Genomic DNA, 12599 nt, shown 5'->3' with positions numbered 1-12599 from the left:
TCAGCGTTCAGTGACCGTCGGGCGCATCGGTCATCTGCAGGACGATCCGCGACCCGCCAGGGAAGGACCGGACGATCAGCGTCGCGCCGATCCGCGCGGCGCGATAGCGCATGTTGGCAAGGCCTCGTCCGGCCTGGACAGTGTCAGGATCGAAGCCGCCGCCATTGTCTTCCAAAGACAGCAGCACCTGGCCGGCCTCACGACGAAGCACGACCTCGATTCTGTCGGGCCTGCCGTGCTTCAGCGCGTTGGTGCAGGCTTCCTGCAGGATGCGATAGACCTGCAACGTCCGGTCGGGGCCGAAGCCGGGCGTCTCCCCGACGTCCTCGATGCGCCAGACCAGGGCGGCGCCGGCGGCCTCGCAGCGGGGCTCGAGGCGCGCCCGGAAGGCGCCGAGGGCGGTGGCCAGCGTCCCGTCGCCCTGTTCGAGCGATCCGACCACCAGCCGCAGGTCATCGAGGCTTTCCTCGAGGCCGTTCACCAACGCCGGTCCGGAGAGACGGTTGGCGCGCGCGCGCATCACCAGTCCGAGCAACTGACCGCCGATGCCGTCATGCATGTCGCGCATGATGCGCGCCCGTTCTTCCAGCAACAGGCTTTCGCGTTCGTGGCGGCGGAGGTCCTGCAGCCCGGCGAGGATTTCCCGCTCGCGCTCGGCGACCAGGGCGTTGAGCTTGTCGGCGGTCGCCGTCGCGGCTTCGAACACGCCCCGCGCCCGCGCGGCGAGCGACACCAGCAACGCCAGCGGAAAGAATGTCACGGCGGCGCCGAGGAAGACGCCGTAGCTCTTGAAGAACCGGACAGTGACGATGTCGGCGATCGCCGCCAGCAGGACGAACACAAAGGCCGAGGCGGCGATCGGATCGCTCTGCCCCCCTTTCATGTAGAAGGCGGCGAGGCGCACGAGACAGAAGGCCACGGCGAACAGGCCCAGCCAGCCAATGTCGCGATTGAGGATCTGCAGCCCGACGGCGGGATCGTACTGCAGCCTGGCGATGATCATCACCACGCCCAGTCCGATGATGATGACAGCGGCGATGCCGAGCCGGACCCGGGAGACGGGCGACCAGACACCGAGGATCATGTCGGCGGCCTTGCGGGCCACGGGCGCGCCGGGACTTGCGAACACCGACGTCCACTCGACAAAGAACCAGAGCAGAAACACAAGGGTCGCCAGAAACGCCGCCAGATAGAGGCCGGCATTGGCCAGCGGGCCCCAGGGCGGATCGGTCGCCAGCAAGCCCACATGCTGCAGCGTCCAGCTGGCGGCCAGACCCGCCAGCGACAGCAGAAGCCCGCGGGCGCCGAACAGCGGCGCGGCGCACAGGCAGAAGGCGGCCACGAAGGCGCCGATCACCGCGTTCGACAGGGGCAGGTCCGATCGCAGGAGCCGCAAGGCCAGCCAGGACGGGTAGAGGTCGCGGTATTCCCCGATGTGGAAGGCGCGCAGGTGGCCGAAGCCGATCGTGCGGGCCACCACCAGATCGACCCGAGCGCCGGGATGCGCGTAGGCCGGCGGAATACGCATCAGCTGCGGCCGTCGACTGGTCACCGTCGAGTCCAGCTGTCCCTGTCCGCCGATCAGGTCGCCGTCGATATAGAGCCAGACGTTGTCATGGGCGCTCGGAATCAGCACCGCCGGCGCGGTCAGGGCGGCGTCGGCCTCGCTGAGCCGGGTCCGGAACACCAGTGGATCGCCCCCGCAACACCGCCCGTACGGCAGGCGCCGGGTCTCCAGGGCGCCCTGTGGAAGGTCAGCGTACGATCTCTTTCCGCCATCCATGACGCCGAGCGATGCGACCAGACGACCGGGCGCCTGCTCCGCGACCGTGTTGACCCAGAACAGTCCCGCGCTGAGCAACACCTGCAGGGCGATGATGATCAGGGCCAGGGCCCAGACCCGGGATGACGGCCGGGCCGCTGTGTCGGTCAGACTCATGCGCGTTCGCTATTCCCGCAGCCGGATCAGGCCGGCCTGCACAGCTTCGAAGACGGCCTCGCTACGGGAGCTGACCGCGAGCTTGCGGTAGATCGACTTGACGTGGTCCCCCACGGTGTTGACGGAGATGCCCTGAAGCCTGGCGACTTCCTTGTAGCGAAACCCCTTGGCCAGGTCCGTCAGGACCGCCACCTCGCGGGGCGACAGGGCGGGGTCGGTCGTGCCGGGCAGGGCGCTGTCGCGGCCTCGCATCCGCGCCAGGATATGGCCGGCGACCGAGGGGCTGATCGGCGCGCCGCCTTCCAGCACGCTGCGGATGGCGTTGGCCGCCTCGGCGGGTTCAGCGCCCTTGAGCAGATAGCCGTCGGCGCCCGCCTCGATGGACTGAACCACGCTACGCGCGTCGCCGAACACGCTGATGACGATGATCCGGACGGCCGGATTGCGGGCGCTGGTCTCGCGGATCAGGTCGATGCCGCTGCCGTCAGGCAGGGCAAGATCGATCAGCAGGACATCGATATCCTGCGTCAGCAGCAGCCGGCCGCGCTCAAGGCCATCGGCGACCCCAACGACTTCGAGGTCCGGCGCGAGGCCGACGATCAACGCCAGCTCCTCGCGCAGGATCGGATCATCCTCGATGATCGCCACCCTTGCAGGCGATGTGGTCTGCGTCATCGCATCAGCCTCCCCCGGCCGGCGCCCGAGTAGAACCCGTCCGGGTGAATTGCGCCACTCCTGGCGTTCCGAACACGCAACGGCCGGCAGGGCGGGGGCCCTGCCGGCCTGAGCCGCCTCATCGGGATGAGTCTGATCAGCAGGATTTGCTGGAGACGCTCTCCACCGGGATAGACTGGCTGTTGCTGTTGCTGCCGCACTGACTTTTCGGCGCCGAATCTTCCTTGGTCGCTTCGGCCACGCCCCAGATCACAAGGCCCGCGCCAAGGGTCGCAAGCAACGGATGGGCGGCGATCCAGTGGCCCGCGCCCTCACCGAAGTTCGCCTGGAACGGCGAGTCGATCCGGCGTTGCCCGCCGGCGAAGGACAGGCTGGCCAGATCCATCGACTGCACCGCACCCTCGGCCGAGGCCTGCGAGAAGCTCAGCGCCAGCCTGGGGGCCGCGTCGCGATCCTTTGCGCGGTCGCCGAACGGCAGCGTCCAGCGCAGGGCGACCGTTTCACCCCGCATCGCCTCGTCGGCGCGCTGCTGGAAATAGCCGCGATCCTGGGCGCCCGCGGCGCTGGCGATCATGAGCACCGTGCAGAGCGCGACCGCGCCGGTTCCGACCTTTGACGATTTCATCTTTTCACCCTCCCTGGAATGTCCAGTGGGCGCAGGGTCGACGGGCTGCCCCGCCGTCGCAATCACATGAACTGGGGATGGGGCGGAACAGGCGCCGTCGCGAGTCGTTGGCTCGGAGCAACGACAGAAAGGCGACTCCCATGAGCCCCGATGACAAGAAGACCAACGACTCCCTGCCCGGCGTGATGGGCGATGGCACCGAGGAACAGAATCTCGGCCAGCCCGGTCATCCCGAGGCGCGGATCACCGAGGCAGAGGTCAAGGACGCCTTTGGCAAGGCAGACAAGCCGGCCAAGGACGGCGCCAAGCCGGCCTAGGCTGCGGAATCGGGGATACGCGCTATGATGCGTGTCCCCGCTGATCGAGATCCAGGCCGTGACCGACGCTCCTCCGCCCGACGAAACGCCGATGCAGAAGGCGCTGCGCCTGAAGAAGGCCGCGCTCGACGCCCGTCCCCAGGCGCCGCGCGGCGGCCGGTTCCAGCGCGAGCAGGCGGCGGCGCACGCCTCCTCGTCCAAGTCCAAGCCCTGGATGTCGCGCTAGGCGCCCGGGGACATGTACCGCAGGTACGTGTCCCCCAATCGAGCGGCCACGACGTTTAGGGGACACGTACTTGCGGTACATGTCCCCGTAGGAATCAGGCGTTGAAGTTCAGCTTCAGGCCCGGACGCGGCCATCTGGCCTTGTAGAGCTTGCCGGTGCCGGAGGCGGTGATCCAGGCCGTGGTCATGTCCGGACCGCCGAAGCAGATGTTGGTCACCAGGATGTCCGGGAACGGATAGTGCTCGGTCGAACCGTCCGGGTCGAAGGCGGTGATGCCGCCGTTGATGATCGTCGCCACGCAGACCTTGCCGCCTGCCTCGACGGCGAGACTGTCGAGCAACTGGAACCCGGGCAGATTGCAGATCACCCGGCCCGGCTGGAACGGCGGTGGGTCGGCGAGCACGCCGGGCTCGGCGATGTCGAAGGCCCACAGCCTGCCGAGGTTCGTGTCGGCCATGTAGACGACCTTCTCGTCCGGTGAGAGGCCAACGCCGTTGGGCGAGACGAAGTGGTCGCGCTGGCGGCTGATGTGGCTGCCGTCGGTCTTCGCATAGTAGAGCGCGCCGAACTTGCGGCCGTCGGGCGTGCTGCAACCGTGATCGGTGAACCACATGCCGCCCTGCTTGTCGAAGACCAGGTCATTGGGTCCGACCAGGCGCTTGCCGTCACAGCTGTCGTAGAGCGTCTCGACCTTGCCGGTCGCGATATCGACGCGCTGGATCATGCCGCCGACGTGGCTGGCCGGGGTCGGGCCGGGGATCAGCAGGCCCATCTGCTCGATCCACTCAAAGCTGCCGCCGTTGTTGGTGACGTAGATCGCGCCGTCCGGCCCGATGGCCGCGCCGTTCGGCCCGCCGCCGGTCTCAGCGACCACGGAGCTCTTGCCGTCGGGGGTCACGCGCGTCAGCCGCTGGCCGGCGATCTCGGTGAAGATGACCGACCCGTCCGCCATGGCGATGGGGCCTTCGGGAAACCGCAGTCCCTCCGCAACGAGCTCGATGTCCATGCGACGCACTCCCTGATTTTCTTGTTGCAGGGATAGAACCGCCTGACGCCGCGTCAGCGCAAGCGGCCTTCGGCTAGCGTCTTTCCAGAACCCGGAAGGTAAAGGCGTGGTCGTCATTCTCGCCGGCGGCGTGGGCCTCGCGACGGACCTCGGTCCAGTCGGCCTCATTGAAGGCCGGGAAAAAGGTGTCGCCGGCAGGCTCGGCGTCGACCTCGGTGAGGTACATCCGCTTCGCCCGTGGCAGGGCCATGGCATAGACGGCGGCGCCGCCGATGACGCAGACCTCCTCGGCCCCGTCCTCTTCCGCCTGCTCGCGGGCGATTTCGAGCGCTTCGCCGAAGTTGTCGCAGACCACCGCGCCGTTTGGCTCGAACGAGCCGTCCTTGGAGAGGACCAGATTCAGGCGGCCGGGCAGCGGCTTGAACGGCAGGCTGTCCCAGGTCTTTCGACCCATGATCACCGGCTTGAACATCGTCACCTGCTTGAACAGGGCGAGATCCGATTTCAGCCGCCACGGCAGCTTGCCATCGACGCCGATGACGCCGTTGCGGCCACGGGCGACGGGGCCGAGCGCGATGGGAATGGTCATGGGGCGGGGGTCCAGCCGAGGAACAGGAGGGAACGGGTCGGCTGTTCGGCTTTGCCGGTTTCCGGATAGTAGGCGAGCACGATGACGCGCGCGCCATCAGGCGTGGACAGCTGGACGGTCTGGCCGCCGCCGGCCGTGACGCCGGTTTCGGGCGCCGCGAAGCCTTCCTTGGCCGCCCAGGCGCTGATGCGTTTGACGACGCCCGCATGGTCGGCCAACGGGCCGCGCGACACGACGATACAGGCCTTCGCACCGGGAGGGGCCGGCGGCGTCGCCAGGTCAATGGTCAGGGTTCGTTCGGCGATCTCGGCGACCCACCCCTTGTCGTCCTTGATGAAGCCGGCTTCCGCGGCGGCCTTGTCCAGCGGAATGCCGCGAGCCACCGCAAGGCAGGCCTGGAAGCCGCGCCAGGCCAGCGCTTCCGCCTGTCCCGGCGCAGGCGCGGGGATTGCCGTCGGCGTCGCAGGCGCGGGTTGAGCGGCGGTCTGGGCGGCGGCCGGCAGGGCGGCGACCAGCGCGCAGGCGGCGACGAGGTGGGAGAGCGACTTCAGCATCGTCACCGTGACTACCCCGCCGCGAACGGCGTGACCATCTGCTGTGCTGCGGCCGAGGCGATCAGTTCGCCGTCGGGGCGGCGGAAAGCGGCCTCGACGTGAATGACGGACCGGGTGCGGGCGGTGACCCGGCCCTCGATGGTCAGGGTCTCGGCCTTGCCGACACGAATAAAGTCGACTCTCAGGTTCATCGTGCGAAAGGCCGCGTCCTGCGGGGCGACGGTCATGGCCGCGAAGGCCAGGATCTGGTCGGCCAGGGCGGCGATGTAGCCACCGAACATCGAACCGTCGCCGTTCAGGATATCCGCGGACGGGCTCCAGGTCTTGCGAACCCACCCCTCACCCCAGGCGTCGAGGGTTCCGAGTTTGAGCGTGGTCACCACCGGCGGCGGCTCTGCCGCTCCGGCGAGCAGGGCGTCGAGACGGTCGGTAGCCCAGGTCATGCGATCAGCGAGCCTTGCGGGCGTCGAGATAGTCGGAGAGGCGGCCGAGCGCGCGGTCGACCTTGGGCATCAGCCAGAGGAAGGGCGGGACGAGGACAATGATCATCCCGATCATGAACAGACCGGTCGAAATAAAGGGGTCATTCATCTGACTGGCTCCTTCGCTTTCATATACCGCAAAATGAATACTGCGGCGACTATGCAGGCGAGACCGATCAATAGGCCCGGAACGGTGTGACGTGGATCGATCGTCCTGGCGGGGTCGACAAGGGGCGCGACCAGCGATCCGATGAGAAAAGCCAGGCCAAGTGCATTCGACAGGTTGGCAGCCATCTTTACGCGCTCCTTCCGCACCTCGGGATCGAGATGTCGCAGGTCACGTGCCGAGGGTGGCAGGTCGCCGGTCATACGTTCAATGTGAACGAACCCGGAACAACTATCAAGTGCGTCGCGCCGTGGTTAAACCGCGATCGGCGCCTTGATACCCGGGTGAGCCTGGTACCCTTCGACGGTGAAGTCCTCGTAGTCGAAGGCGAACAGGTCGCGCTTCGGCGCCAGCTTCAGCGTCGGGAAGGGCAGGGGTTCGCGGCGAAGCTGCTCCTTCGCCTGGTCGAGATGGTTCAGATAGAGATGCGCGTCGCCGAAGGTGTGGACGAACTCGCCCGGCTGCAGGCCGACGACCTGGGCCATCATCTGGGTCAGCAGGGCGTAGCTCGCGATGTTGAACGGCACACCGAGAAACACATCGGCGCTGCGCTGGTAGAGCTGGCAGCTCAGCTTTCCGTCGGCGACGAAGAACTGGAACAGACAGTGGCAGGGCGGCAGGGCCATGTCCTCGACGTCGGCAGGGTTCCAGGCGCTGACGATGTGGCGACGGCTGTTGGGATTGGTCTTCAGGCTTTCGACCACGGCGCTGATCTGGTCGATGACCCGGCCGTCGGGCGTGGCCCAGCTGCGCCACTGGCGGCCGTAGACCGGGCCGAGCTCGCCGGCTTCGTCGGCCCATTCATTCCAGATGCTGACGCCGCGCTCCTGCAGCCAGCGGACATTGGTGTCGCCGCGCAGGAACCATAGCAGCTCCAGGATGATCGACTTGAGGTGCAGCTTCTTGGTCGTCAGCAGCGGGAAGCCGCGCGACAGGTCGAAGCGCATCTGCCGGCCGAAGACGCCGAGCGTGCCGGTGCCGGTGCGGTCGCCGCGTTCCACGCCATTGGTCATGATGTCGGCCAGCAGGCCGAGATACTGCCGTTCCGGATGGTCGGCCGGAGCCGCTTCTCGGGCGGCGATGACGGGGGCGATGGCGTTCATGACGGACGGAAGCGTCACCCCGAATCACCCTCGCGCCAAGTCACGATCGGCAATCGTCCACAGGCGGATCAGCCCGCGAAACCGCCCTCGTCGAGGAAGGCATGTTCTTCGTCGGTCGTTTCCCGGCCCATCACGGCGTTGCGGTGCGGAAAGCGACCGAAGCGGGCGATGATGTCGCGATGGAGGACGGCGAACCTGAGGGTCTCCTCATCACCCGTGGCGTCGCGCAGGGCCTCGCAGAGCCGCACGCTGAGGTCCTGGTCAGCCATGTCCTCGGAATGCTCGAACGGCAGGTAACAGAACCGCCGCAGCAGCGGCTCGATCTCCTGGTCATGGTCGGACAGCACCATGTGCCGCGCCACACGCCGCGCCATGCCGTCTGTGGCGAAGGCGTGCGGCGACTTTCGCCAGAGATTTCGCGGAAACTGGTCGAGCAGAAGAACAAGCGCCAGGCAGCCCTCCGCGTTGGCCATCCAGCCGTCGTACTCCCCGCGCGCGGCGCGAAAATGGACCGGCTCGAAGCGCAGGCGCAGCGCTTCATCGAAGCGGTAGTCCTTGCGGAACCACTTCTGCGGCCCGGCGTGTCGCCAGTAGCCGATCACATCCACGGGGGCGGCGCTCATGAGGCGAAGCTGACGCACCCCGCGAATTTGTTCAACCACGGTTCAGGTTCAGGCGCGCATCCGTACGGTTAAAGGGACATAGAGGAACCGGCGAAGCCGGCTCACGGAGCATCAGATGAAGAAGACCATCACCACCGCACTCGTTCTGACGCTGCTGGGCAGCACGGCGGCGTTCGCGGATCAGGACTACGGCGGCCGCGGTCGCGGCGACACGAGCGAGGACGCCCGCCCCGGGGACGGACCGCGCGCGCCGCGCGGCGAGCGCCGTGACGGCGGCGGTCGCGGTCAGGGCCGGGGCCAGGGCGCGCCTCAGGGTCAACCCCAGGGCCAGGCGCCGCAGAGCGGCGGCCAGGGACAATGGCAGGGTCAGGGCGGCGGACGTCCGGGCCAGGGCGGTCAAGGTCAAGGCCAGGGTCAAGGCCAGGGTGGCCAAGGCCAGTGGCAGGGTCAGGGCGGCGGACGGCCCGGTGGTCGCCCCGGCGGCCAGGGGGGCGGCCAGTGGCAAGGGCAAGGCGGCCAGGGCGGTCAGGGGCAGTGGCAAGGCCAGGGTGGCGGTCGCCCCGGCGGCCGGCCCAACGGCCAGGGCCAAGGCGGCGGCCAATGGCAGGGTCAAGGCGGCCAGGGTGGCCAGGGCCAGGGCGGCTGGGATCGCGACCGTGATGGTCGTCCCGATGGCCGGCCGGGTAGTCAGGGCCAGGGTCGCGGCGACTGGGATCGCGACGGGCGCGGCGGAGGTCAGCGCTGGGACGGACGCCGTCCGGGCGAAGGACGCGGCATGCGCGGCCGTGACCAGGGCCGGCGCTGGTACGACGAACGCTCATGGCAGCGGTCCTACCGGTCGCATAACCGCTACCGGATCCAGCCCTATCGTTACCCGAGCGGCTGGTACGCCCGGAACTGGAGCTTCGGCGACTACCTGCCGTTCGGCTGGTTCACCACCAGCTACTATCTGAACTGGGGATCGTACGGCCTGCCGTATCCGCCGATCGGCTGCGAATGGGTTCGGGTCGGCCAGGACGCCCTGCTGGTCGACATCTGGAGCGGCCGCATCCTGTCAGTCTATTACGGCATCTTCTGGTAGGTTTGCGCTGGACCAATGATGAAGCCCCGGAGGCGACTCCGGGGCTTTTTCGTATCCGCCGGCCTGCGTTTTCGCGGCGCGGAGACACGCTTTCACGCGCCGGCAGCCTTGACCTGCGCGCAAAATTCCGCTCGATAGCCCGGCCTTTGCTGCACTGCCGTTGCGCAGGTGCGGCGCAAACGTCCTGCCCGGAGAAAAATCATGCGCGTCTACTATGACCGCGACGCCGATCTGGCCCGCATTCTGGACCGGAAGATCGCGATCGTAGGCTATGGCAGCCAGGGCCATGCCCACGCGCTGAACCTCCGCGACTCCGGACTGAAGAACGTCGCCGTGGCCCTGCGCCCCGGTTCCGCCTCGGCGAAGAAGGCCGAGAGCGAAGGCCTGAAGGTCATGACCGTGGCCGAGGCCGCCGCCTGGGCCGACGGCATCATGATCCTCGCGCCGGACGAACTGCAGCGCGGCATCTACGAGAACGAGATCGCCCCCAACATCCGCGACGGCGCGGCGCTGCTGTTCGCCCACGGCCTGAACGTCCACTTCGGCCTGATCGAGCCCAAGGCCACCGTCGACGTGCTGATGGTCGCGCCCAAGGGGCCCGGCCACACGGTGCGTGGCGAATACCTCAAGGGCGGCGGCGTGCCCTGCCTGATCGCCATCCACCAGAACGCCACGGGCAACGCCATGGATCTGGGCCTGGCCTACGCCAGCGCCATCGGCGGCGGCCGCTCGGGCATCATCGAGACCAACTTCCGCGAGGAATGCGAAACCGATCTGTTCGGCGAGCAGGCTGTCCTGTGCGGCGGCCTCGTCGAACTGATCCGCGCGGGCTTCGAAACCCTGGTCGAGGCCGGCTACGCGCCGGAAATGGCCTATTTCGAATGCCTCCACGAGGTGAAGCTGATCGTCGACCTGATCTATGAAGGCGGCATCAGCAACATGAGCTACTCGATCAGCAACACGGCCGAGTATGGCGCCTACGTCAGCGGTCCGCGGGTCGTGACGCCGGACACCAAGGCCGAGATGAAGCGCATTCTCGAGGACATCCAGTCGGGCCGCTTCGTGCGCGACTTCATGCTCGAGAACCAGGTCGGTCAGCCCAGCTTCAAGGCCACCCGGCGCCGGGCTTCCGAGCACCAGATCGAGGAGGTCGGCGGTCGCCTGCGCGCCATGATGCCCTGGATCACCAAGAACCAGCTGGTCGACAAGGCGAAGAACTAGCGCCGGTCAGTTTCCCCGATACGGCCTGGATGGCGGCCGGGGCTGTCCCGCACCGCCCGTCTCGGGCCGCGGGAACGTCGTGGTCGGCCGGGTCGGCGCGAAGCGGAGGGCCGGTCGACAGGCTCGGTGCGTCGCGTCCGGCTGCTGGTTCGCCGGGCAGGCGATGCATCGGTAAGGGTTGGCGGGGTCATTGATTGTCGCGCCGACGCAGGCCGGGGGCGGGAAGCCGGCCTGACAGATACCGGCCGGGTTCAGCGTCGATCCCGCCGGGCAGGCCTGACACTGTCCGTTCACGGCCTGCTGGTTGGGCCCGCAGGGCTTGCAGCTGCCCATGCTTCCAAGGCCCGGAAGGTATTTCGGAACCTGTCCTTGCGGACAGGTGAAGCAGCTCCTGCTCGGCTTGTCCCAGACCTCCCCCTGGGGGCAGGCCCAGACACAGCTGCCGCCGCTGGCGATCTTGCCGTCGCCGCAGCTGAAGCCGCCGCCGCTCTTGACGCACTGGGTCTGGGTGTCGTTCGGGGCGGTCGCCCAGCTTGATCCGCCGGCGCCCGACTGGCTCCCGCCGCCGCCCGTGCAGGGCATGCAGGCTCCGCCGCTGGAAATCTGGCCGGGCGGGCAGTCGCCGACACAGCGCTTCTTCCCCTTGAGCGGTCCCGCGCCCCATTCGGGCCGGGTGGAGCCGGGACAGGCGCAGCCGCCTCCGGGCGCCGTATCGGCGAACCAGACGCCGACCTGGCCGCAGACGTAGAAACTGGTCGGCGCGCCCCCGTTGCCGACGCCGGCCCTGGGATCATGCGCGCTGCCCCCAAGGCCGAGAGCGCCGCCAAGGCCATCAACCGCGCCGCTGGCCAGGTTGACCCCCGCGCCATAGACATCAGCGGGATCAAATGTGCTGCCGCAATCGGCGATCAGACCGGTGATCTTGACCAGCTTCTTCGCGACCCCGCTGTTCACGACCGCGCAGGCGCAGCTGAGGTGGCCGTACGCCGCATCGGCGCCAGCGACGGCGATCAGGGACTGGGCCGGGCCGCTGTCCAGATTGTTCAGCAGGCCGGTGCAGGTCGCGGCGGATACCACGCCGGAAGCCTGGGCTCCCGCCACGGCAGCAGTCACGGTCTGGAATGTCGTGTCTTCAAGGCGCGCCAGACACTCTCCGTGGTCACGCACGAAGGCGTAGGCGAGCCTTGCGTCTGCGGGAGAAACGCTGCGGGTCAGGGCGTAGCAGGCCCCGATGTCCGCCCGGGCCGGTTCCGGCGTCAGCGGCGCCACGCCCAGCAACAGCGCCAGTGCAACGACCAGGCGCAGCGCAAGGCGCACCAGACGATCCCGCCCGTCGATGTCGGTGAAACGCGTCATGCTGGCCTCCCGATCGATACGAGTCGGCTCGTCGCCCATCTTTGTCGAACGATGCTACTCCAAATCCCGTCAACGGCCGAACGCCGCTCCCCGGGAGCCGGGCATCGGCCGGATTACGAAGAATCAACTGGTGGACAAGGCGAAGACCTGATCCATCTCAACTCGTCATTCGGCGGTCTGGAGCTTCAACCAGTGTCTCGTGTTTCTGTCAGTCTGGTCGCGGCCGCCCTTTGGGCGATGGCCGGAGTCGCCCATGCCGCGCCGCAGCCCACGGAGGTCGACTCCGTGGTCATCTTCGCCGACACCGACGTGCGGGTCATGGTCGCCGTCGGCGGCGATGTCGGCGAGAACACCTATGTCGCCAGCGCGCCTCCCGGCATGGCCTGCGGCGGCGCCCAGTACCAGTACATGACGCGCGAGAGCCGGCAGTGCTGGCTGCGCGTCCGTCGCAAGACGCCGCTCGTTCTGACGGCGCAGAACAGCGGCCACTATGGCGTCGACTGGTCTGTTCAGTGGGTGGGCTGCGAACCGATCGGCAATGGCGCGGCCTGCACCCTGACGGCCCAGAACGAGGCCCAGGTCGTGGCCCTGTTCACGCATCGGTAGTCGCACTAACCTCCACGACATTCCCTGGAG

General features: G+C 67.9%; 18 protein-coding genes. 5 read left to right on the top strand and 13 right to left on the bottom strand.

The window, feature by feature from the left end; genetic code table 11:
- Positions 1-7: 7 nt before the first annotated feature.
- The 3 genes from ACODSL_RS01135 to ACODSL_RS01125 all read right to left on the bottom strand — a co-directional run bounded on the left by ACODSL_RS01135 (position 8) and on the right by ACODSL_RS01125 (position 3239).
- Positions 8-1939: a sensor histidine kinase gene (locus ACODSL_RS01135; RefSeq protein WP_488898784.1), complete on the bottom strand. Its 1932-nt coding sequence runs from the start codon at positions 1937-1939 to the stop codon at positions 8-10.
- A 9-nt stretch (positions 1940-1948) separates the two neighbouring features.
- On the bottom strand, positions 1949-2614 hold the full coding sequence (locus tag ACODSL_RS01130) for a response regulator (RefSeq protein WP_488898783.1): 666 nt from the start codon (positions 2612-2614) through the stop codon (positions 1949-1951).
- 136 nt (positions 2615-2750) lie between these two features.
- On the bottom strand, positions 2751-3239 hold the full coding sequence (locus ACODSL_RS01125; protein ID WP_488898782.1) for a hypothetical protein: 489 nt from the start codon (positions 3237-3239) through the stop codon (positions 2751-2753).
- A gap of 140 nt (positions 3240-3379) precedes the next feature.
- Between ACODSL_RS01125 and ACODSL_RS01120 the strand changes: the two genes are divergently transcribed.
- The gene (locus ACODSL_RS01120) at positions 3380-3556 is read left to right on the top strand and encodes a hypothetical protein (RefSeq protein WP_488898781.1); all 177 of its coding nucleotides are present in this window, start codon (positions 3380-3382) and stop codon (positions 3554-3556) included.
- 91 nt (positions 3557-3647) lie between these two features.
- Complete coding sequence (locus ACODSL_RS01115; protein WP_488899717.1) at positions 3648-3782, top strand: hypothetical protein; 135 nt, start codon at positions 3648-3650, stop codon at positions 3780-3782.
- A 94-nt stretch (positions 3783-3876) separates the two neighbouring features.
- On the opposite strand, the gene ACODSL_RS01110 is transcribed toward ACODSL_RS01115, so the two are convergent.
- The 9 genes from ACODSL_RS01110 to ACODSL_RS01070 all read right to left on the bottom strand — a co-directional run bounded on the left by ACODSL_RS01110 (position 3877) and on the right by ACODSL_RS01070 (position 8906).
- Entirely contained in the window at positions 3877-4788 is a 912-nt protein-coding gene (locus ACODSL_RS01110) for an SMP-30/gluconolactonase/LRE family protein (protein ID WP_488898780.1), read from the bottom strand.
- A 73-nt stretch (positions 4789-4861) separates the two neighbouring features.
- On the bottom strand, positions 4862-5377 hold the full coding sequence (locus ACODSL_RS01105) for a dihydrofolate reductase (RefSeq protein WP_488898779.1): 516 nt from the start codon (positions 5375-5377) through the stop codon (positions 4862-4864).
- A complete protein-coding gene (locus tag ACODSL_RS01100) occupies positions 5374-5937 on the bottom strand; it encodes a hypothetical protein (protein WP_488898778.1) in 564 nt (187 codons plus the stop codon). The genes ACODSL_RS01105 and ACODSL_RS01100 overlap by 4 nt, the downstream gene beginning before the upstream one ends.
- A 5-nt stretch (positions 5938-5942) precedes the next feature.
- On the bottom strand, positions 5943-6374 hold the full coding sequence (locus ACODSL_RS01095) for a PaaI family thioesterase (protein ID WP_488898777.1): 432 nt from the start codon (positions 6372-6374) through the stop codon (positions 5943-5945).
- A 4-nt stretch (positions 6375-6378) separates the two neighbouring features.
- Entirely contained in the window at positions 6379-6522 is a 144-nt protein-coding gene (locus tag ACODSL_RS01090) for a hypothetical protein (protein WP_488898776.1), read from the bottom strand.
- On the bottom strand, positions 6519-6707 hold the full coding sequence (locus ACODSL_RS01085) for a hypothetical protein (protein WP_488898775.1): 189 nt from the start codon (positions 6705-6707) through the stop codon (positions 6519-6521). Before ACODSL_RS01085 ends, ACODSL_RS01090 begins: the two co-directional genes overlap by 4 nt.
- A gap of 126 nt (positions 6708-6833) precedes the next feature.
- Positions 6834-7682, bottom strand: coding sequence for a thymidylate synthase (locus tag ACODSL_RS01080; RefSeq protein WP_488899716.1), 849 nt, complete (start codon positions 7680-7682; stop codon positions 6834-6836).
- 68 nt (positions 7683-7750) lie between these two features.
- A complete protein-coding gene (locus ACODSL_RS01075) occupies positions 7751-8305 on the bottom strand; it encodes a DUF924 family protein (protein WP_488898774.1) in 555 nt (184 codons plus the stop codon).
- A 31-nt stretch (positions 8306-8336) separates the two neighbouring features.
- Entirely contained in the window at positions 8337-8906 is a 570-nt protein-coding gene (locus tag ACODSL_RS01070) for a hypothetical protein (protein ID WP_488898773.1), read from the bottom strand.
- 174 nt (positions 8907-9080) lie between these two features.
- Here ACODSL_RS01070 and ACODSL_RS01065 point away from each other — a divergent pair, with 174 nt between their 5' ends.
- Positions 9081-9386, top strand: coding sequence for an RcnB family protein (locus ACODSL_RS01065; RefSeq protein ID WP_488898772.1), 306 nt, complete (start codon positions 9081-9083; stop codon positions 9384-9386).
- Between the two features lie 201 nt (positions 9387-9587).
- Positions 9588-10607 carry a ketol-acid reductoisomerase gene (gene ilvC / locus ACODSL_RS01060; RefSeq protein WP_488898771.1) on the top strand — a complete coding sequence of 340 codons (1020 nt, stop codon included), beginning with the start codon at positions 9588-9590 and terminating at the stop codon, positions 10605-10607.
- 6 nt (positions 10608-10613) lie between these two features.
- Here ilvC and ACODSL_RS01055 read toward each other — a convergent pair whose 3' ends face one another.
- Positions 10614-11963 (bottom strand): hypothetical protein, encoded by a 1350-nt coding sequence (locus tag ACODSL_RS01055; protein WP_488898770.1) that lies wholly within the window; start codon positions 11961-11963, stop codon positions 10614-10616.
- A 192-nt stretch (positions 11964-12155) separates the two neighbouring features.
- Here ACODSL_RS01055 and ACODSL_RS01050 point away from each other — a divergent pair, with 192 nt between their 5' ends.
- Positions 12156-12569 carry a hypothetical protein gene (locus ACODSL_RS01050; RefSeq protein ID WP_488898769.1) on the top strand — a complete coding sequence of 138 codons (414 nt, stop codon included), beginning with the start codon at positions 12156-12158 and terminating at the stop codon, positions 12567-12569.
- The last annotated feature ends 30 nt before the right edge of the window (positions 12570-12599 follow it).

The sequence above is a fragment of the Caulobacter sp. FG121 genome, from assembly GCF_057809815.1.
The sequence above is the reverse complement of the archived record's forward strand: the minus strand, read 5'-3'. Positions and strand labels throughout refer to the sequence as shown.